The 20107-nt window shown below is 69.6% G+C and carries 17 protein-coding genes and 4 tRNA genes; 10 read left to right on the forward strand and 11 right to left on the reverse strand.

The window, feature by feature from the left end; genetic code table 11:
• The first annotated feature begins 237 nt into the window (after nucleotides 1-237).
• The 5 genes from ACFYXB_RS30105 to purM all read left to right on the forward strand — a co-directional run bounded on the left by ACFYXB_RS30105 (nucleotide 238) and on the right by purM (nucleotide 4836).
• Entirely contained in the window at nucleotides 238-876 is a 639-nt protein-coding gene (locus tag ACFYXB_RS30105) for a TetR/AcrR family transcriptional regulator (RefSeq protein ID WP_389587646.1), read from the forward strand.
• A 10-nt stretch (nucleotides 877-886) separates the two neighbouring features.
• Nucleotides 887-1684 carry a sterol carrier family protein gene (locus tag ACFYXB_RS30110; RefSeq protein WP_389587648.1) on the forward strand — a complete coding sequence of 266 codons (798 nt, stop codon included), beginning with the start codon at nucleotides 887-889 and terminating at the stop codon, nucleotides 1682-1684.
• Between the two features lie 19 nt (nucleotides 1685-1703).
• The gene (locus tag ACFYXB_RS30115) at nucleotides 1704-2123 is read left to right on the forward strand and encodes an META domain-containing protein (protein ID WP_389587650.1); all 420 of its coding nucleotides are present in this window, start codon (nucleotides 1704-1706) and stop codon (nucleotides 2121-2123) included.
• A 73-nt stretch (nucleotides 2124-2196) separates the two neighbouring features.
• Nucleotides 2197-3726: an amidophosphoribosyltransferase gene (gene purF / locus ACFYXB_RS30120; protein ID WP_389587652.1), complete on the forward strand. Its 1530-nt coding sequence runs from the start codon at nucleotides 2197-2199 to the stop codon at nucleotides 3724-3726.
• Nucleotides 3727-3759: 33 nt separating this feature from the next.
• Nucleotides 3760-4836 carry a phosphoribosylformylglycinamidine cyclo-ligase gene (gene purM, locus ACFYXB_RS30125; protein ID WP_351353762.1) on the forward strand — a complete coding sequence of 359 codons (1077 nt, stop codon included), beginning with the start codon at nucleotides 3760-3762 and terminating at the stop codon, nucleotides 4834-4836.
• Nucleotides 4837-4908: 72 nt separating this feature from the next.
• On the opposite strand, the gene ACFYXB_RS30130 is transcribed toward purM, so the two are convergent.
• The gene (locus tag ACFYXB_RS30130; RefSeq protein ID WP_351353759.1) at nucleotides 4909-5166 is read right to left on the reverse strand and encodes a DUF3073 domain-containing protein; all 258 of its coding nucleotides are present in this window, start codon (nucleotides 5164-5166) and stop codon (nucleotides 4909-4911) included.
• Between the two features lie 291 nt (nucleotides 5167-5457).
• On the reverse strand, nucleotides 5458-6558 hold the full coding sequence (locus ACFYXB_RS30135; protein ID WP_389587654.1) for a Leu/Phe/Val dehydrogenase: 1101 nt from the start codon (nucleotides 6556-6558) through the stop codon (nucleotides 5458-5460).
• Nucleotides 6559-6802: 244 nt separating this feature from the next.
• On the opposite strand from ACFYXB_RS30135, the gene ACFYXB_RS30140 reads away from it, so the two are divergent.
• Complete coding sequence (locus tag ACFYXB_RS30140) at nucleotides 6803-7654, forward strand: hypothetical protein (protein WP_389587656.1); 852 nt, start codon at nucleotides 6803-6805, stop codon at nucleotides 7652-7654.
• A gap of 505 nt (nucleotides 7655-8159) precedes the next feature.
• On the forward strand, nucleotides 8160-8366 hold the full coding sequence (gene bldC, locus ACFYXB_RS30145) for a developmental transcriptional regulator BldC (RefSeq protein WP_003949541.1): 207 nt from the start codon (nucleotides 8160-8162) through the stop codon (nucleotides 8364-8366).
• Between the two features lie 345 nt (nucleotides 8367-8711).
• Here bldC and ACFYXB_RS30150 read toward each other — a convergent pair whose 3' ends face one another.
• The 9 genes from ACFYXB_RS30150 to ACFYXB_RS30190 form a co-directional block, all read right to left on the reverse strand.
• Nucleotides 8712-9032, reverse strand: a complete 321-nt coding sequence (locus ACFYXB_RS30150; protein WP_388501034.1) for a DUF6274 family protein — start codon at nucleotides 9030-9032, stop codon at nucleotides 8712-8714.
• Nucleotides 9033-9538: 506 nt separating this feature from the next.
• Nucleotides 9539-9613: transfer RNA gene (locus ACFYXB_RS30155), tRNA-Asp, on the reverse strand.
• A gap of 95 nt (nucleotides 9614-9708) precedes the next feature.
• Nucleotides 9709-13653, reverse strand: coding sequence for an ATP-dependent RNA helicase HrpA (gene hrpA / locus ACFYXB_RS30160; protein WP_389587658.1), 3945 nt, complete (start codon nucleotides 13651-13653; stop codon nucleotides 9709-9711).
• 77 nt (nucleotides 13654-13730) lie between these two features.
• Nucleotides 13731-14057 carry a hypothetical protein gene (locus ACFYXB_RS30165; RefSeq protein WP_351353747.1) on the reverse strand — a complete coding sequence of 109 codons (327 nt, stop codon included), beginning with the start codon at nucleotides 14055-14057 and terminating at the stop codon, nucleotides 13731-13733.
• Between the two features lie 31 nt (nucleotides 14058-14088).
• A complete protein-coding gene (locus ACFYXB_RS30170; RefSeq protein ID WP_389587660.1) occupies nucleotides 14089-14790 on the reverse strand; it encodes a hypothetical protein in 702 nt (233 codons plus the stop codon).
• Nucleotides 14791-14886: 96 nt separating this feature from the next.
• A tRNA-Phe gene (locus ACFYXB_RS30175) sits at nucleotides 14887-14960 on the reverse strand.
• A 24-nt stretch (nucleotides 14961-14984) separates the two neighbouring features.
• Nucleotides 14985-15059 (reverse strand) — tRNA-Asp (locus ACFYXB_RS30180).
• Nucleotides 15060-15096: 37 nt separating this feature from the next.
• Nucleotides 15097-15169, reverse strand: a tRNA-Glu gene (locus tag ACFYXB_RS30185).
• Nucleotides 15170-15370: 201 nt separating this feature from the next.
• Nucleotides 15371-16894 (reverse strand): metallophosphoesterase, encoded by a 1524-nt coding sequence (locus tag ACFYXB_RS30190; RefSeq protein WP_389587662.1) that lies wholly within the window; start codon nucleotides 16892-16894, stop codon nucleotides 15371-15373.
• An 83-nt stretch (nucleotides 16895-16977) separates the two neighbouring features.
• Between ACFYXB_RS30190 and ACFYXB_RS30195 the strand changes: the two genes are divergently transcribed.
• The 3 genes from ACFYXB_RS30195 to ACFYXB_RS30205 all read left to right on the forward strand — a co-directional run.
• Nucleotides 16978-17328: a metallopeptidase family protein gene (locus ACFYXB_RS30195; RefSeq protein WP_389587664.1), complete on the forward strand. Its 351-nt coding sequence runs from the start codon at nucleotides 16978-16980 to the stop codon at nucleotides 17326-17328.
• 78 nt (nucleotides 17329-17406) lie between these two features.
• Nucleotides 17407-17919 carry a hypothetical protein gene (locus tag ACFYXB_RS30200; protein ID WP_389587666.1) on the forward strand — a complete coding sequence of 171 codons (513 nt, stop codon included), beginning with the start codon at nucleotides 17407-17409 and terminating at the stop codon, nucleotides 17917-17919.
• A 235-nt stretch (nucleotides 17920-18154) separates the two neighbouring features.
• Nucleotides 18155-20107 (forward strand): DEAD/DEAH box helicase (locus ACFYXB_RS30205; RefSeq protein WP_389587667.1); only part of this gene is annotated, 1953 nt, incomplete at its 3' end.

Here is a 20107-nt window from a genome sequence, read left to right on the forward strand (position 1 = left end):
CCCTCGACAATGTGAGCCTGATGGACCAGATCGCTGCCGCCCGCCCCCGGGAAGAAACCGCCCTGAGGGGACGCTTGCCGCGCTGGAAGCGCGAGGGAAGGGAACGGCCCCGCCGGAAACCGCGCCGACGCGCCGGTCCGGCGCGAGCCGCCGACTGCTGACTTGTATACCGAGTCAATGTTTTCTCTCGGAATATTTTTCATCCTGGCCTAAATTTCGCCTTGGTACAATGATGACATGGCTGAGGCGATGGGGCTGCGCGAGCGCAAGAAGCAGCAGACGGCGAGGCGGATCCACCGGATCGCGGTGGCGCTGTTCGTCGAGCGGGGCTTCGACAACGTCTCCGTGCAGGAGATCGCCGACGCCTCCGAGGTCTCCAAGATGACCGTCTTCAACTACTTCGGCACGAAAGAGGACTTGGTCTTCAGCCCCGTGGAGGAGCACTTCGGCGACGCGGCCCGCGCCGTACGAGAACGCGCCCCGGGTGAGTCCGCAGTGGACGCCGTGCGCCGGCAGTTCCTGGAGATGGTCGACGCGCGCGACGCCTCCGTCGGACTGCACAGGGAGCCGTTCGCCCGCCAGGTGCGCCAACTTGTGCTGAACACCCCGGTCCTGATGGAGCGCGCGTTCCTCGCCGCCCAGAGGGGCACCCGGGAACTCGCCGCCCAGCTGGCCGAGGAGACCGGCGACCCCACCCTGGCGCCGATCGCCGCCGCCACGCTGAGCGCCGCCCGCAGCGCCCTGATCGAGGAGCACCACCGACGCCTCGACGCCGGCGAGAACCCCGACGAGATCGCCGCGGACGCCCCCGAACGCGCCCGCCACGCCTTCGGTCTGATCGAAAAGGGCATGAAGGGGTACGCCGTGAAGTCCTAGGCTCCCGCCCATGACCCCGGCCAAGAAGCGCACCCGGACCTACGACCCCGTCAGGACCCGCACGGCGGTCCTCGCCCAGCTCGGCCATGTACGGGACGCCGTCCGCACCCTGACCCCCGGGCAACTCGCCCTTCCCACGCGGCTGGGCGAGTGGACCGTACGGGAACTGGTCGCGCACATCGGCATGGCGGTCACCGCCGTCGGACGCTCACTGGACCTGCCGGAGCCGCCCAGGCAGGACGCCGCGCTCACCGACTGGCCCTTCGCGACCTCCGCCAACTCGGCGGCCATCGACGACTTCACCCGGGGCCTGGCCGCGCAGCACCCCGACCTCGACGCCTATCTCGCGGACGTCGAGCAGGGCCTCGTACGGCAGTTCGACGAACACCCCGGCAGCCGGCTCCTGGAGACCAACGCCGGAGCCCTGCCGCTCGCCGACTATCTCGTCACCCGTGCCGTCGAACTCGTCGTCCACACCGACGACCTGAACGCCGCCGTGCCCGGCCTGGAGGTGCCGTACGACCGCCAGGCCCTCGCCGCCGCCACCCGGCTCCTCGCCGACGCGCTCGCCGTGAAGGCATCCGGCGGCTCGACCGAGGTGCGCGTCCCGCCGTACGCCGTCGTGCAGTGTGTCGAGGGGCCCCGGCACACCCGCGGCACCCCGCCCAACGTCGTCGAGACCGACCCGCTCACCTGGATCCGGCTCGCCACCGGCCGTCTGGCCTGGAAGGACGCCCTCGACGAGGCGAAGGTCGCGGCGAGCGGCGAGCGGGCCGACCTCGGCGGGCTGCTACCGCTCATGGCGTGAGGGGAACCAGCCGCCCCGGGTGCCCCGTCGAACCGGCATGGACGGGCATCGCACGCGACTGACCCTCACCGCGGCCCTGCTCCCTCTGGCGGTGGCCTGCGGGGCACAGCTCGGCGACGTCCCGCTCCACGGGACCGAGTGGACCGTCACGGCACCCAGTGCCAACGGGCGGGCCCACCTGCTCTTCGACCAGAGGACCGGCAAGGTCACCGGCCGTCTGGGCTGCAATCTGGTCACCGCGAGCGCCGCGGTGCGCGACGCCCGTATCGCCCTGGGCACTGCCGCCACCACCAGGATGATGTGCGACGCCTCACTCATGCATACGGAAAAGAGGCTGCTGCGCCTCTTCGGCGGCACCGTCAAATACCGCATCGATCACCGCACCCTCACGCTGACCAGCGCAAACGGCGAGAGGGTGACCGCCGTCGCCGGACCGTGACCGATGACGAACGCGTATCTTCGGCGCAGAGCCCCATTCGGACCTGTGGTCGATCTCGCCTACACTCGGTGCCGTGCCACGTGGTGACGGTCGACTCAATCACGATCTGCTCCCCGGTGAGAAAGGCCCCCAGGACGCGTGTGGCGTCTTCGGTGTCTGGGCTCCGGGCGAAGAGGTCGCAAAGCTCACGTACTTCGGGCTCTACGCCCTCCAGCACCGGGGTCAGGAATCCGCGGGGATCGCGGTCAGCAACGGCTCCCAGATCCTGGTCTTCAAGGACATGGGCCTCGTGTCCCAGGTCTTCGACGAGACCTCTCTCGGTTCGCTCCAGGGTCATATCGCGGTCGGTCACGCCCGCTACTCGACCACCGGTGCCTCCGTGTGGGAGAACGCCCAGCCGACATTCCGTGCCACCGCGCACGGCTCCATCGCGCTCGGCCACAACGGCAACCTGGTCAACACGGCGCAGCTCGCCGAGATGGTCGCCGACCTTCCGAAGGACACCAACGGCCGCTCCACCCGGGTCGCTGCCACCAACGACACCGACCTGCTCACCGCGCTGCTCGCGGCCCAGGTCGACGAGGACGGCAAGCCGCTGACCGTCGAGGAGGCCGCACACACGGTCCTCCCCAAGGTCAAGGGCGCCTTCTCGCTCGTCTTCATGAACGAGCACACCCTGTACGCCGCCCGCGACCCGCAGGGCATCCGCCCGCTGGTCCTCGGCCGCCTCGAGCGCGGCTGGGTCGTCGCCTCCGAGAGCGCCGCCCTCGACATCTGCGGCGCCAGCTTCGTCCGTGAGATAGAGCCGGGCGAGTTCGTGGCGATCGACGAGAACGGTCTGCGTACGTCCCGATTCGCGGAAGCGAAGCCCAAGGGCTGTGTCTTCGAGTACGTGTACCTGGCCCGCCCCGACACCGACATCGCCGGCCGGAACGTCTATCTGTCCCGCGTCGAGATGGGTCGCCGCCTCGCCAAGGAAGCGCCCGTCGACGCCGACCTGGTCATAGCGACGCCGGAGTCCGGCACCCCGGCCGCCATCGGCTACGCCGAAGCGAGCGGCATTCCCTTCGGCGCCGGTCTGGTGAAGAACGCCTACGTCGGCCGCACCTTCATCCAGCCCTCGCAGACCATCCGTCAGCTCGGCATCCGCCTGAAGCTGAACCCGCTCAAGGAAGTCATCAAGGGCAAGCGCCTGGTCGTCGTCGACGACTCCATCGTGCGCGGCAACACCCAGCGGGCCCTGGTCCGCATGCTGCGCGAGGCCGGCGCCGCCGAGGTCCACATCCGGATCTCCTCCCCGCCCGTGAAGTGGCCGTGTTTCTTCGGCATCGACTTCGCCACCCGCGCCGAGCTCATCGCCAACGGCATGACCGTCGACGAGATCGGCACCTCGCTCGGCGCCGACTCGCTGGCGTACATCTCCATCGACGGCATGATCGAGGCGACCACCATCGCCAAGCCGAACCTCTGCCGCGCCTGCTTCGACGGCGAGTACCCGATGGAGCTCCCGGACCCCGAGCTGCTCGGTAAGCAGCTCCTGGAGACCGAGTTGGCCGCGGGTCCCGCTGCCACAGCGGCCACCGACGCGATCCGTCGCCCGTGAGCCCCGTATCACCAACCCGAAAGATCCCAGGCAATGTCTGAGACATCCGCTGTGTCCGGTGCTTCCTACGCGGCGGCCGGCGTCGACATCGAGGCGGGCGACCGCGCCGTCGAGCTGATGAAGGAGTGGGTGAAGAAGACGCAGCGCCCCGAGGTCCTCGGCGGCCTCGGCGGCTTCGCCGGGCTCTTCGACGCCTCCGCCCTCAAGCGCTTCGAGCGCCCGCTGCTGGCCTCCGCCACGGACGGCGTCGGCACCAAGGTCGACATCGCCCGGCAGCTGGGCGTCTACGACACCATCGGACACGACCTGGTCGCCATGGTCATGGACGACATCGTGGTGTGCGGCGCCGAGCCGCTGTTCATGACCGACTACATCTGCGTCGGCAAGGTCCACCCCGAGCGCGTGGCCGCCATTGTGAAGGGCATCGCGGAGGGCTGTGTGCTGGCCGGCTGCGCCCTGGTGGGCGGTGAGACGGCCGAGCACCCGGGTCTGCTCGGCGAGGACGACTTCGACGTCGCCGGCGCCGGTACGGGCGTCGTGGAGGCCGACCGCCTGCTCGGCGCGGATCGTATCCGTACGGGTGACGCAGTGATCGCCATGGCGTCCTCCGGGCTTCACTCGAACGGGTACTCCCTGGTCCGGCACGTTCTGCTGAACCGGGCGGGCCTCTCGCTCGACGCGCGGATCGAGGACTTCGGCCACACGCTCGGCGAGGAGCTGCTCGAACCCACCAAGATCTACTCGCTGGACTGCCTGGCCCTCACCCGCACCGCCGAGGTGCACGCCTTCAGCCACATCACGGGCGGCGGACTCGCGGCCAACCTGGCCCGGGTGATCCCGGACGGACTGCACGCGATCGTCGACCGCTCCACCTGGACCCCGGGTCCCGTCTTCGACCTCGTCGGCCGGACCGGCGACGTCGAGCGCCTCGAACTGGAGAAGACCCTCAACATGGGCGTCGGCATGATGGCCATCGTCCCGGAGGAGTCGGCGGACGTCGCGCTGGCGACGCTGGCGGACCGCGGGGTCGAGGCCTGGGTCGCGGGCGAGATCACCGAGCGCGGCGACAAGGACACCGGCGCGGAGCTGGTGGGCGACTACGCCGCCTGACGCTCACCGGGCAGCGCAAGACCCGGTCCGGCGGTGGTAACCGCACTGGACCGGGTCAAGACAACTAGGTCGTCAAGCACCGCGACGATGAGAGGCCGGACCGGACTCGTCGTCCTCGTCGTCCTCGTCGTCGTCGTTATAGAGATCCGCGTACTGGGCGTACGGGTCGTCGTCGTCTTCGTCGTCCTCGAACGGCTCGCCGTTCGGCGGCTGGCTCGAAGTCGAAGCGCCCAGCTCGCTGGCCAGACGCGACAGGTCAGTCCCGCCGCTGTTGTACTTCAGCTGGCGGGCGACCTTCGTCTGCTTGGCCTTGGCCCGGCCGCGCCCCATGGCTCGACCCCCTCGGTGACGGGGCTCGACGGCCCCAGAGTCTTGACACGCGTTCATGATCTGGAACGGGCTCTCCGTGGAGAGACCGGTCCGTAGGGCTTCCACGGTACCTGAGCCCGCGCCCATACGGTACGCCGCCCGCAGGACGCGCGTCGCCCGGGAACCTGCGGGGCGCCCCGTCCCCGCTGGTCAACAGCGATTTTAACCACTTCTTGGCGGGCGACCCGCCGACGAACGTGAGAGTTCTCTCCAACTGTCCCTCGGCGGGTACCGGCTCGATCCCCTGGAACCTCAGCGTCCGCGCGCGGAGGCGGCCTCATACATCCGCTGCTCGGCGATCCGGTCGGCCGCAGCGGCCGGCGGAATCCCGTCGTCCTTCGCACGCGCGAAGATGGTCAGGGTGGTGTCGAAGATCTTCGCCGCCTTGGCCTTGCACCGCTCGAAGTCGAACCCGTGCAGCTCGTCGGCGACCTGGATGACACCGCCGGCGTTCACCACGTAGTCCGGGGCGTAGAGGATCCCGCGGTCGGCGAGGTCCTTCTCCACACCCGGGTGGGCGAGCTGGTTGTTGGCCGCGCCGCACACCACCGTGGCGGTCAGCACCGGCACGCTGTCGTCGTTCAGGGCGCCGCCGAGCGCGCAGGGCGCGTAGATGTCGAGACCCTCGACGCGGATGAGTGCGTCGGTGTCGGCGACGACGCCCACCTCCGGGTGCTTGTCGGCGATGCGCGCCACGGCGTCCTGCCGTACGTCCGTGATCACCACCTCGGCGCCCTCGGCCAGCAGGTGCTCCACCAGGTGGTGGCCGACCTTGCCGACGCCCGCGATGCCGACCTTGCGGCCGCGCAGCGAGGGGTCGCCCCACAGGTGCTGGGCGGAGGCGCGCATGCCCTGGTACACACCGAAGGCGGTGAGCACGGAGGAGTCTCCCGCGCCGCCGTTCTCCGGGGAGCGGCCCGTCGTCCAGCGGCACTCGCGCGCGACGACGTCCATGTCGGCGACGTACGTGCCGACGTCGCACGCGGTGACGTACCGCCCGCCGAGCGAGGCCACCATCCGCCCGTAGGCGAGCAGCAGCTCCTCGGTCTTGTCCCGCTCCGGGTCGCCGATGATCACGGCCTTGCCGCCGCCGTGGTCGAGACCGGCCATGGCGTTCTTGTACGACATGCCGCGCGCGAGGTTGAGGGCGTCGGCGACGGCCTCGCGCTCGGTGGCGTAGGGGTAGAAGCGGGTGCCGCCGAGCGCGGGGCCCAGTGCGGTGGAGTGGATGGCGATGACGGCCTTGAGGCCGCTGGCGCGGTCCTGGCAGAGCACGACCTGCTCATGGCCTCCCTGGTCCGAGTGGAACAGGGTGTGCAGGACATCAGCTGGTGCGCCGGTTACGTCGGTCACGGTGGTGACTCCTGGGTAAATAGCGGCGGGTGGAGACGGGCTCCCGTGCGGGTGGCGGGACGCCGTGGCATGAGCGTAGAGCCTGTGCCCGGCCACCATCCGCGCAGTGTTCAGGATCACCCCCAGACAGCGTCCATGCACGCATGACCGTGGCACGATTTGCAGTGGTTTCCCGTCCGTTCGAGTACGGCTCGTACGGGCTCCGTGCGGGTTTCGAGCCAAGTCCGGTGGGGAGGGAGCAGGCGTGCCCAAGGTGTCCTCGGTGATCGTCCCCTACACGACGTATCTGCGCGTGTACGAGCCGCTGGCCGCCTTCCCGGAGCCGGAGCGCGGCCACTGGGCCCGCTACGCCCGCCGCCCCGGCCGCCCCTCCTACCAGGACGAACTCCGCCGCTCGCTGGCCGACCTGCTGCCCACCCCGCCGGTGCCCGTGCCGGTGCACGAGAGCAGCGAAGCCTTCGTGCTGGACGTCGACGGCGTGGTGTGCGTCTGTCCCTGGCGCACCCGACTGCGCGGCTGGCAGGCGCTGGGCGATCTCGCCGAGGAGTTCGCGCCGACGCTTCTCGACGCCGTGCTGCCGCCGGTCGTGCGCCGCCAGGCCACCCAGGACTACGAGCGCTGGCTCGTCCGCAACCCCGATGCCCGGCCCTGGATCCGCACGGCGACCTGGCAGGTTCCGCTGAACTGGTTCGTGCTGGTCTCCGACGAGGAACGGGAGCATGTGAAGGGCTCCGCGGGCCCGGGTGCAGAACCGCCGTTGCTGCGCTACCGCACCCCCATGGTCCAGGCCCGCCGGCGCGTGGCCCGCGGACTGCGCACGCTCAAGGAAGCCATCGACGAAGGGCCGCTGATCGACGGCCTGGTGGACGTGGGGCGATGGCTGGAGGAATTCCATCCGCGCTCGCTGGTCGAGTTGGACTACGGCGGTCTGGTGCACGTGGTCCCGGCCGGCGAACTGGAGGGCGACCACTCGGCGGCCGACGTGGCCGAGGGCATCGACGCGCTGCGCCGGGGCGACGGGGCGGCTGCGGGAGAGGCGTACGGGCGGCTCGTGGAGCGGTGGCGCGCGATCCGCGACCTGCGCTCGGCGAACTGACGGCCCGACAAACGATGCTGGTGTGACGTACGTCACGGCTGAAACGGTGCGTAACCGCGTACGGTCGACCGCACTTCCCTGACCTGACGGGACGTTGATCCCGATCCGGGCGTTTGAGTCAAGGGTGACGGACCGCACTTACGCGGCTCTTGCCTCTGATGCCACTCCCCATGCCAAAATAGGACAAGGAGTCCGGGAAGGACTCTGCATTGCGCGCTTTAGGGGGGTCTGAGACTCCTGATCGCCACTGTGACTGATCGTCACAGTGGCGTGACTGTCCGCTATGGCATGGTCCATCGTCTTCCGTCGGTGATGAACACCTGGGAGGGCAATTCCATCGGTTTGGCCGACGCGGCTGGACAGATGGTGTAGTTGTAGTGCCGAGGACAAGCCGTTCGTCCTATAACCGACTCGACTCGCGTCCGCCATTTCGGGCAACGCGGGTCAAGGTGCAGAATTTAGAGGAAAGAACCGAGAAGGTTCGGTTCTCCCGAGGAGGCCGCTCATGACCGCTCGCACCCCTGATGCCGAGCCGCTGCTGACCCCGGCTGAGGTCGCCACGATGTTCCGCGTGGACCCGAAGACGGTCACGCGGTGGGCGAAGGCCGGCAAGCTCACATCGATCCGTACGCTCGGCGGGCACCGCCGCTACCGCGAGGCCGAAGTCCGCGCACTGCTCGCGGGTATCCCGCAACAGCGCAGCGAGGCCTGAACAACTCCATAACCGGACAAAGCGGCTGGTCCCCCAACCCGCCGAGGTGCCCGGAACCCTAGCTCCAAGCGACGCGGGACCTGCCCCAACAGGACCCACGCCCAAGCCGACAAGAACTTTCCAGGCAGCGACACAGGGTGCGTCGTAGATCGCGCTGGACTCCGCCGAGTCCAGCGCGATCTTTTTTGTGCGCTGGCGGCCGTGGGGTGGGGGCTCTGTGAGCGGGCTTGTCGCAGTCTGGGGAGGGGTGTCGGATCGGCTGTTGATGGGCCCTGAGAGCGGTGCAATTGCACATATTAAATCGACCAGTTGTAGGACGGTGGTAAGTGTGGACCTTTCAGAAACTCATCCGGTGACACCCGTCACATGACGGGGAACTTGTTGCGGCCCGTCTGTGTGCGCTAGAGGAGGCATACGTTCCACCGTCCCATCGCGGGGCGGCTGTTGGGTGGCGCCGATGGTCATACCGGGGAGGGGCTCCTCGTCCTCGACGGCGTCCTGCGGGGGCTGGACGGCCTGCGGGGTGGAGGCCAGGGCCAGGCGCAGGAGGCGGTGGCAGATGGGGCAGTGGCGGGTCAGGTGCCGGTAGGACGTGGCGGCCGACAGATGCGCCCGGAGCAGCGCGCGGGTCTCGTGCCTGGCCGATGCGGACGCCGAAGCCGCCATACGCCACCTCCGCCGACCCGCACGGGAACGGGCCCTGCTTTGTGGGTACCGGGGGAATGTGACGGCGTCAAGGTCGAGGGTTCCGCCGACTGGGGCTGCCGCCCTTAGACCCCCGCTTCGGCCTGAACGGCCTCGTCCTCAAACGCAGGACGGGCTGGATGATGCGGGGCGGCATCAAGGGAGCGGACACATGAGGAAGGCCCGCCTGATGTCTGGGCGGGCCTGACTTCGTTGCGGTCCTGGCGGGATTTGCTGTGTCTGATTGCGGCTCCGCCGCGGGCGCGGCCTCCACCTTGGCAGGGTGGCGGGCGGGTTGGGGGGCGGAGATGAGAAAGGCCCGCCTCATGTCTGGGCGGGCCTCACTTCGTTGCGGTCCTGGCGGGATTTGCTGTGTCTGATTGCGGCTCCGCCGCGGGCGCGGCCCCCACCTTGGCAGGGTGGCGGGCGGGTTGGGGGGCGGAGATGAGAAAGGCCCGCCTCATGTCTGGGCGGGCCTCACTGCGATGCGGTCCTGACGGGATTTGAACCCGCGGCCTCCACCTTGACAGGGTGGCGAGCACTCCAAACTGCTCCACAGGACCAGGTTTCGCGGCGCTGAAGCGTGCGTTGCGCTGCGAGAAGAGACTGTACAGGAGGGTGAGCCCACTGGTCGAACTCACCGAGTGTGCGTGATCGGTTACGGAATCGCCGCGTCGATCGCCTTCACGATCCGCTTGTCCGACACCGGGTACGCCGTGCCCAGCGCGTGCGCGAAGTAGCTGACCCTGAGCTCCTCCAGCATCCAGCGGATGTCGAGCACCTGCTGCGGCACCGGCCGGCCCTGCGGGAGCTGTTCCAGGAGCCAGGCGTACTCGTCCTGCATCTCCTTGACCTTCTCCATGCGGGTCGTGTCGCGCTGGACCCCCGTCGGCATCTGCTGCAGCCGCCGGTCCGCGGCCACCAGGTAGCGCATCAGGTCGGGCAGCCGCCGTATCCCCGCCTCCGTCACGAAGCCGGGCTTCACGAGGGCGTCGAGCTGCGCCCGCACGTCCGCAAGGTTCGGCAGCAGCGCGGGGCTGCGTACGGCCTTCAGACGGCGTTCGCAGGCCTGCCAGGCGGCCAGCACCTGCTGCACCTGGCCCACCGCACGGACCGTCGTGTCGACGATCTCCGCGCGCACCTTGTCGTACAGCTTCCGGTACGACTCCTCGTCCCACACCGGCCCGCCGAAGTCCCCGATCAGCTTGTCCGCAGCAGCCATGGCGCAGTCGTCGAACAGCGCCTGGATCGAGCCGTGCGGATTCGCCGAGAGGGCGAGCTTCTGCGCGTTCGTCAGGTGCTCCGAGGCGAACTTCGCCGGGTTCACCGGGATGCTGCGCAGGATGAGGCGGCGCGTGCCCTGCCACATCGCCTCGGCCTGTTCCGCCTCCGTGTCGAAGAGCCGTACGGACACCGTGTCGCCGTCGTCGACCAGTGCCGGGTACGCCTTCACCGGCTGACCGGCGCGGCGGGTCTCGAAGATGCGGGTGAGGGCGCCGATCGTCCAGTCGGTGAGGCCCTTGCGCTCCAGGGATTCCCCGCCGGTGCGTTCGGCGGTCGCCGCGGCCGCCTGGGACAGGGCCTTGCGCGCCTTCGGCTTCAGCTGGAGCTTCAGCGCCTCCAGGTCCTTGTCCTCGGCGAGCTTGCGGCGCCGCTCGTCGACGATCCGGAAGGTGATCTTCAGATGGTCGGGGAGCTTCGCCCAGTCGAAGTCGTCCGCCTCGAAGGGTACGCCGACCATGCGCTTCAGTTCCCGGGCCATGGTCACCGTCAGCGGCTCCTGCAAGGGCGCCGCCTTCTCCAGGAACGCCTTCGCGTAGTTCGGCGCCGGCACGTAGTTGCGGCGGATCGGCTTCGGGAGGGAGCGGATCAGCTCCGTGACGACCTCTTCCCTGAGGCCCGGGATCTGCCAGTCGAAGCCCTCGTCCGTGACCTGGTTCAGGACCTGGAGCGGGATGTGGACCGTCACACCGTCCGCGTCCGCGCCCGGCTCGAACTGGTACGTCACCCGGAACTTGAGCTGTCCCTGCCGCCAGGAGTCCGGATAGTCGGCCTTGGTGACCGCCTCCGCCGACTCCCGGATGAGCATCTCCCGCTCGAAGTCCAGGTGGTCGGGCTGCTCGTGCCGCTTGTGCTTCCACCAGGAGTCGAAGTGGGCGCCGGAGACGACGTGTTCGGGGACCCGCTGGTCGTAGAAGTCGAAGAGGGTCTCGTCGTCGACGACGATGTCCCGGCGCCGGGCGCGGTGCTCAAGCTCCGCAACCTCACTGAGGAGCTTGCGGTTGTCCGCGAAGAACTTGTGGTGCGTGCGCCAGTCCCCCTCGACGAGCGCGTTGCGGATGAACAGCTCGCGGCTCGCCTCGGAGTCGATCCGGCCGTAGTTCACCTTCCGCTGGGCGATGATCGGGACGCCGTACAGCGTCACCTTCTCGTACGCCATCACCGCCGCCTGGTCCTTCTCCCAGTGCGGCTCGCTGTACGTCCGCTTGAGGAGATGCCCGGCGAGCGGCTCGACCCACTCGGGCTCGATCTTGGCGTTGACACGGGCCCAGAGGCGGGACGTCTCGACCAGTTCGGCGGACATCACGAAGCGCGGCGTCTTCTTGAACAGGGCCGAGCCCGGGAAGATCGCGAACTTGGCGTTGCGCGCCCCCAAGTACTCGTTCTTAGCGCCGTCCTTCACGTCCTTCATGCCGATGTGGGACAGGAGACCGGCGAGGAGGGACACGTGCACGCGGTCACCGGGGGCGTCCTCCTCGTTGAGGTGGATGCCCATCTGCTTGGCGACCGTACGCAGCTGGGTGTAGATGTCCTGCCACTCGCGGATGCGCAGGAAGTTCAGGTACTCCTGCTTGCACATCCGGCGGAAGGAGCTGGAGCCGCGCTCCTTCTGCTGCTCGCGGAGGTAGCGCCAGAGGTTCAGGAACGCGAGGAAGTCACTGGTCTCGTCCCGGAAGCGGGCGTGCTGCTGGTCGGCCTGGGCCTGCTTGTCGGCGGGCCGCTCGCGCGGGTCCTGGATGGACAGCGCGGCCGCTATGACCATGACCTCGCGGGCACAGCCGTTCTTGTCGGCCTCCAGGACCATCCGGGCCAGACGGGGGTCGACCGGCAGCTGGGCGAGCTTGCGGCCGGTGTCGGTGAGCCGCTTGCGCGCGTCCTTCTGCGTCGGGTCGAGCGCGCCCAGCTCCTGGAGCAGCTGCACGCCGTCGCGGATGTTGCGGTGGTCCGGCGGGTCGATGAAGGGGAACTTCTCGATGTCGCCGAGGCCGGCCGCGGTCATCTGCAGGATGACGGAGGCGAGGTTCGTCCGGAGGATCTCCGCGTCCGTGAACTCCGGGCGGGCGAGGAAGTCGTCCTCGGAGTACAGGCGGATACAGATGCCGTCCGACGTACGGCCCGAGCGGCCCTTGCGCTGGTTGGCGCTGGCCTGCGAGATGGGCTCGATGGGCAGCCGCTGGACCTTGGTGCGGTGGCTGTAACGGGAGATGCGGGCGAAGCCGGGGTCGATGACGTACTTGATGCCCGGGACGGTGAGGGAGGTCTCCGCGACGTTGGTCGCCAGAACGATCCTGCGCCCGGTGTGCGGCTGGAACACGCGGTGCTGCTCGGCGTGGGAGAGCCGGGCGTAGAGCGGGAGGATCTCAGCGAAGCGGTATTGCTTCTTCTCCAGTGCGTCCGCAGTGTCGCGGATCTCCCGCTCACCGGAGAGAAAGACCAGGATGTCGCCCTTGCCCTCCGCCATCAGCTCCTCGACGGCGTCGGTGATCGCGGTGATCTGGTCCCGGTCGGCGTCGTCGCCGTCCTCCTCCAGGAGGGGCCGGTAACGCACCTCCACCGGATACGTCCGCCCGCTGACCTCGACGATCGGGGCGTCGCCGAAGTGCCGCGAGAAGCGCTCGGGGTCGATCGTCGCGGAGGTGATGACGACCTTGAGGTCGGGGCGCTTGGGCAGCAGCTGGGCCAGATATCCCAGCAGGAAGTCGATGTTGAGGGACCGCTCGTGGGCCTCGTCGATGATGATCGTGTCGTAGGCGCGCAGCTCGCGGTCGGTCTGGATCTCGGCGAGCAGGATGCCGTCCGTCATCAGCTTGACGAAGGTGGCGTCCGGGTTCACCTGGTCGGTGAAGCGGACCTTCCAGCCCACGGCTTCCCCGAGGGGCGTGTTCAGCTCCTCGGCCACACGCTCGGCGACGGTACGGGCGGCGATACGGCGGGGCTGCGTGTGCCCGATCATGCCGCGGACGCCGCGCCCGAGTTCCATACAGATCTTGGGAATCTGGGTGGTCTTACCGGAACCGGTCTCACCGGCGACGATGACGACCTGGTGATCGCGGATGGCGGCCGCGATGTCGTCCTTCTTCTGGCTGACGGGCAGCTGCTCGGGGTAGCTGATCGGCGGCACGTTCGCGCGCCGCGCGGCCATGCGGGCCTCGGCCTTCTCGACCTCGGTGTCGATCTCGGCGAGGACGGCGGCGCGGGCCTCGGGCTTACGGATCTTGCGCGCGCCCTCGAGCCTGCGCCCGAGCCGGTGCGCGTCGCGCAGGGACAGCTCGGTCAGGCGGGAGGCGAGGGTGCCCAGGGCGGGGGCGGGATGCGTAGACATACGCCGTCCAGGATCTCACCCCGGGGAAATGGTCGGCGAGGGGTTTTGCCCGTGGCGCCGGGCACGTCCCATCGGTCCTACTGGCCTCGCTGGGCCGGAGGCACCGGCGTCGTCGTCGGGGCGGGCTCGCGCCGGGTTCCGATGCCATCACCCAGGGCGATCGACCGCGCCGTGTTGGAGACGGCCTTGATGCCCAGGTAGGCGGTGGTCATGCTGCTCACCGCGGTGAACGCGGCGGTCAGCACGCCGACGATCACGGCCTTGTCGCCGCCGAGCTGCCACACCCCGAAGATCGCGACCCCGGCGATCGCGAGATTGCTGATGACGACGGCCAGCAGCCCGTACCGCGCCCGGTCCTTCTCCAACTCGGTGTCCCGAATCGCCCTCGCCTCGTCCCGGCTCATGTTTCCCCGCCCCCCTGAATCACCCGATGGGTCAACGGTACGGACGGAAGCAGTTGCTGTGGGCGGCGGTGCAGATCTCGGGGTCGATCTTCGATACGGCGCTGGTCGTGCCGTAGGCGAGGAGGGTGACCTCCGTACCGTCGGCGAAGGCCGCCGAGGCCTGGTGCAAGGGCGTGTAGGCAGGGCCCCGCTCGGGGAAGAAGCGGAAGTCGCCGCTCTCGCCGACAAGGATCGCCTGAAAGAAGCCGCGATCCGAAGCGAACAGGCCCTGGGATTCCGGGCCCGCGTCGACGCCGGGACCGCGACCGCCGTCCGGGACCTCTCCGCAGGTGAAGGTCGAAGCCGCCTCGTAGAGCACGGCGAAGCAGAAGTGCCGGGCATCGGTCATCCAGCTCACCTGAGCGGGGTGGTCGCGGCCGGTGGGTCGACTGACGACGACGATGGTGTCCATGCTGGGTACGGGAGCGTTGCCCGGCAGGTCGTCGGGGCTCTCGAACCGCTTCGTCAGCCAGGCGGCGAGCTTCCGGTCCTTGTTCGGGCTCAGGCGTGCGGTGCCGATCGGGCGGGCGGGCCCTGTGGGCAGAGGCGTGGATCGGGTGCCGGCTCTCCTGGTGGCCGCGGGCCCGTGGTGCGTGTGCGTCGTCCCGGTTCCGGCCGCGGTGCAGCCGACGCCGGCCAGGAGCGCGGCACCGACCAGTACCGCCAGGGCGCCGACCCGTCTTCCCTCGGTCAAAGGGTCCCCCTCGTATGCAGCGCAGCCGATACGGAAAGATACGAAAAACCCCCACTGGATGGTTCCAGTGGGGGTTTTGCCCTGGTGGGGCGGCTGTGGCTGGGGCCGGGGTCGAACCGGCGACCTTCCGCTTTTCAGGCGGACGCTCGTACCAACTGAGCTACCCAGCCACGAGGTTTCCGGGGAAACCTCGGCGGTCCTGACGGGATTTGAACCCGCGGCCTCCACCTTGACAGGGTGGCGAGCACTCCAAACTGCTCCACAGGACCAAGCGTTGTGTGCAACAGTGTCGCACACGATCTTGCGTGCCCCCAACGGGATTCGAACCCGTGCTACCGCCTTGAAAGGGCGGCGTCCTGGGCCGCTAGACGATGAGGGCGAACTAACCAGGCGCTGCTCTGCTTCGTCTGTGCGTCCGGGGACGTGAGAAGCATGTGACTCCGCTTCCCCCTGCAAGGTTCCGCTTCTCCGTCGCCCCTTGCGGGGTTCGGGACGGTCAAGCCCTGACCGGCGCCCCTTGGGCACGACGTGACTGTACTACGACGTCGGGATCTGGGCCAAACCGAATAGGTGCGCTGACTCAGGGCTGGTTCTCCTCGGGCAGGTGGCGGCTGACCTCGGCCGTGGTCAGGCCCAGGCCGCCCAGCTTGATCTCGTCCCAGGCCTGGAGGCGGCGGCTGTCGCGGTCGAAGTAGAGGATCGAGGCCTCGATGGGGGCCGGGTACTTGTGTTCCACCGCGCGCAGGCCGCTTCCGCCGGTCGAGCCCTCCATGCGCAGCCGTGTGCCGTACGGCAGCATCTCCGTCCCCGCGTGATGCAGATGGCCGCAGAGCACCAGAGGCACCGCGCCGTCCGTCTCGCGCGCCGCCGACGGTTCGTGGGCGATCGCCACGTCCACGGGCGTGCCCGCGGCCCGCTGGTCGCGCAAGGCCGAGGCCAGCCGGTCCCCGGCCAGTACCTCCGCCGCGTCGCCGCCCGGCACGGTCGAGCGGTCGGGGGTGTACTGCGGGTCGCCGATGCCCGCGAACCGCAGGCCCGCGACCGACTGGGCCCGACCGTCGTCCAGGACGTGCACGTTCTTCATGTGCGCGAGATAGCGCTGGGTCAGCGTCGAATCGTGGTTGCCGCGGACCCAGACGTAGGGCACGCCCAGGCCTGCGATCGGGTCGAGGAAGCCGTTCTCCGCCGCCGTGCCGTGGTCCATCGTGTCGCCGGAGTCGACGATCACGTTCACGTCGTACTGCTTCACCAGCGACGCGATGATCTTCCAGCTCGCCGGGTTGAGGTGGATGTCGGAGACGTGCAGGACCCGGATGGTGGTCGGGTCGGGGTCGTAGGCCGGGAGTGTGGACGTGACGTCGTACAGCTTCGTCACGTTCGTCACCAGGCGCGCCAACTCCTTCTGGTACACGTCGAATTCGGTGACGATGCTGCGGGCGTTGCCGACCAGGGAGGGCGCCGAGGAGAGCAGGCCGGAGAACTTCGGTTCCAGGACCGACTTGGGGTTCCAGGTGGCGTACGCCGTCGCGCCCGAGGCCGCCAGGAGGGCCAGCGCCAGGCCGCCGGCGATGAGGGCGCGGCGCGGGCGGCGGTAGACGGCGAGGCCGAGCGCCGTCGCGCCCGAGACGACGGCGATGCCGGAGCGTACGGCCAGGTCGAGCGTGCCGTGCTCGACGTCCCGGGCGACCTCGTCCTGGAGCCCGGAGAGGCGTTCGGGGTGGTCGACCAGGGCCTGGGAGCGCAGCGGGTCGAGCTGGTCGACGTTGACGTCCAGGCGGACGGGCGCGACATGGCTGTCGAGGGTGAGCGCGCCCAGCGGGGAGACGTTGATCTTCGTGCCGCCGGTGAGGGACGGGCGCAGGGTCATCGTCGTGTTCATCGGGCCGACCGGCGCCTTGACGTTCCCCACGATCAGCAGCCCGAGCCACGCGCCGACCAGGACGACCGCCGTCATGCCGAGGGCGCCGGCCCAGGGGCGCGGACGGGCGGCGAGTTCGAGGGCGGGGAGGGTGTGGGGTGTGGCCTTGCGGACGCTTCCGGATGCCCTTCGTATGCGGTCGAGGAGGACGGCGAGGACGGCGGGTACGGCTGGGACGCGGGCCATTGGTCCCGTATGCCCCGGCGCGGCGACGGATATGCGACGGCTCAGGACTCTCGTACGGCCGCTGCGTACCGGACAATGGCCACGTGCTGGAGATGACGCGCGAGGAGTTCGAGGAACTGGTGGCCGAGGCGCTCGACCGGATCCCGCCGGAGCTGACACGGCTGATGGACAACGTCGCGGTGTTCGTCGAGGACGAACCGTCCGCCGACGGCCCCGAGCTGCTCGGGCTGTACGAGGGGACCCCGCTGACCGATCGCGGCGAGTGGTACGCGGGCGTCCTGCCGGACCGGATCACGATCTACCGGGGGCCGACCCTGCGGATGTGTGACACGCGGGAGGACATCGTGGCGGAGACCGAGATCACCGTGGTGCACGAAATCGCCCACCATTTCGGGATCGACGACACGCGGCTGCACACGCTCGGCTACGGGTGAGCGCCTCACGCGTGTCCTCCTGCGGGCGACGGGAGTTGGTCAGCCTGACTTCCCCATCCGCCCTCGGAGGTGGCCGCAGTGCGCCCCTTGTACGTACCTGTTCGTCTGGCCGCCGCGGTGCTGGCTGTCACTGCTGCCGCCGGCTGTGTGAGCGTGGGTGACGACGCCGGCCGGGCCGGGCCGTCGCACTCGGCGGGCCGGCGGGGCGGTGAGGCGCCGGACGGCGGTTCGGCGGTGTCGGGCGCCGGTGCCGGGTACGGCGAGCGGGCGGGCGACGGCAAGCGCGGCAAGGGCGGGAAGGCGAAGCCGGGAGAGTCCGCGTCGGCGTCGGCGTCGCCCTCGGGGACGGCAGGCGCGACCGGGGAGCCCGCCCGGCCCGGGCACAGCGACAAGCCCGGCGATCCGGCTCCGACGCAGGCGCCGCCGACGCCCACGGGGCCGGCCGATCCCACGCCGACACCGACGATCCCCGACCCGCCCGCCTCTTCGCCCGAGCCGCCGACGGCTGAACCATCGTCCTCGGCGCACGAGGAGACGGGACCGCAACTGGTCCATCGGCAGCCGGTCCCGATGGCGGGAGCTCCGGCCTGATCCGGAGACGTCCGGGGCGCGGCTGACCTGGGGTGATGGGCTCGGTTTGCCTTGAGGGGTGGTGGGTGCGTATGGTGGTAGATCGTTTGATCCCATTTGCCCGGCGCCAACGCAGAGCGCGCCGTGTGGCGCGTTCTCTCCTTTGCCGTGGCTGACCGCATAGAGGCGGTCGTAATTGCGAATCACGGAGTTGACGGGCGCGTGCCGAAGAGACTCCGGAAGGTTTCGCATTCGCATGTCCGTGTCCAGTACTGATCATGTCGTCGTGTCCGAAAACGAGAACGACGACGCGACCCCGGTCACCGAGACCGCTGACACCCCCCAGACCACTTTCGCCGACCTCGGCCTGCCCGAGGGCGTCGTGCGCAAGCTCGCGCAGAACGGCGTGACCACCCCCTTCCCGATCCAGGCCGCGACCATCCCGGACGCCCTGGCCGGCAAGGACATCCTCGGACGTGGCCGCACCGGCTCCGGCAAGACCCTCTCCTTCGGTCTGCCGACCCTGACCGCGCTGGCCGGCGGCCGCACCGAGAAGAAGCGCCCGCGCGCCGTCATCCTGACGCCGACCCGTGAGCTGGCCATGCAGGTCGCCGACGCGCTCCAGCCGTACGGCGACGTCCTCGGCCTGAAGATGAAGGTCGTCTGCGGCGGCACCTCGATGGGCAACCAGATCTACGCCCTGGAGCGCGGCGTGGATGTGCTGGTCGCCACGCCCGGCCGCCTGCGCGACATCATCAACCGCGGCGCATGCTCCCTCGAGGACGTCCAGATCGCCGTACTCGACGAGGCCGACCAGATGTCCGACCTGGGCTTCCTGCCCGAGGTCACCGAGCTGCTCGACCAGGTCCCGGCGGGCGGCCAGCGCATGCTGTTCTCCGCCACGATGGAGAACGAGATCTCCACGCTGGTCAAGCGCTATCTGGTCGACCCGGTCTCGCACGAGGTCGACGCCGCCCAGGGCGCGGTCACGACGATGTCCCACCACATCCTGATCGTGAAGCCCAAGGACAAGGCGCCGGTCACCGCGGCCATCGCCTCCCGCAAGGGCCGCACCATCATCTTCGTCCGCACCCAGCTCGGCGCCGACCGCGTCGCCGAGCAGCTGCGCGACGCGGGCGTGAAGGCCGACGCGCTGCACGGCGGCATGACCCAGGGCGCGCGCACCCGGACGCTGGCCGACTTCAAGGAGGGATACGTCAACGCCCTCGTCGCGACGGACGTCGCGGCGCGCGGTATCCACGTGGACGGCATCGACCTCGTCCTGAACGTAGACCCGGCGGGCGACCACAAGGACTACCTGCACCGCGCCGGCCGTACGGCGCGCGCCGGCCGCACCGGCACCGTCGTCTCCCTCTCCCTGCCGCACCAGCGGCGCCAGATCTTCCGCCTGATGGAGGACGCGGGCGTCGACGCAGGGCGTCACATCATCCAGGGCGGTGCCGCCTTCGAACCCGAGGTCGCCGAGATCACCGGTGCCCGGTCGATGACCGAGGTCCAGGCCGAGTCCGCGGGCAACGCGGCGCAGCAGGCCGAGCGCGAGGTCGCCCAGCTCACCAAGGAGCTGGAGCGCGCCCAGCGCCGGGCCACCGAGCTGCGCGACGAGGCCGACCGACTGGTCGCCCGGGTCGCCCGCGAGCGCGGCGAGGACCCGGACACCGCGGTGACCGAGGCCCAGGAGGCGGCGGCGGTCGCCGTGGCCGAGGTGTCCGTGCCGGAGCAGCCGGTCGCGCAGGACGTCGACAGGTCCGAGCGTGAGGAGCGCCCGGCGGCTTCGTCGTCGTACGAGCGCCGTGACCGTGGCGACCGGGGCTTCGACCGTGACCGCGGTGACCGTGGTGGCCGTGGCTTCGAGCGCCGTGACGACCGTGGTGGCCGTTCCTTCGAGCGTCGTGACGACCGTCGTCCGTTCGACCGTGACCGTCGTGACGACCGTGGCGGTCGTTCCTTCGAGCGTCGTGACGACCGTCGTCCGTTCGACCGTGACCGTCGTGACGACCGTGGTGACCGTTCCTTCGACCGTGACCGTGGCGGCGACCGTGGTGGCCGTTCCTTCGACCGTGACCGTGGCGGCGACCGCGGTGGCCGTTCCTTCGACCGTCGTGACGACCGTGGCGGTCGTTCCTTCGAGCGTCGTGACGACCGTCGTCCGTTCGACCGTGACCGTCGTGACGACCGTGGTGACCGTTCC

The organism is Streptomyces sp. NPDC002619 (assembly GCF_042889305.1).
GTDB lineage: Bacteria > Actinomycetota > Actinomycetes > Streptomycetales > Streptomycetaceae > Streptomyces.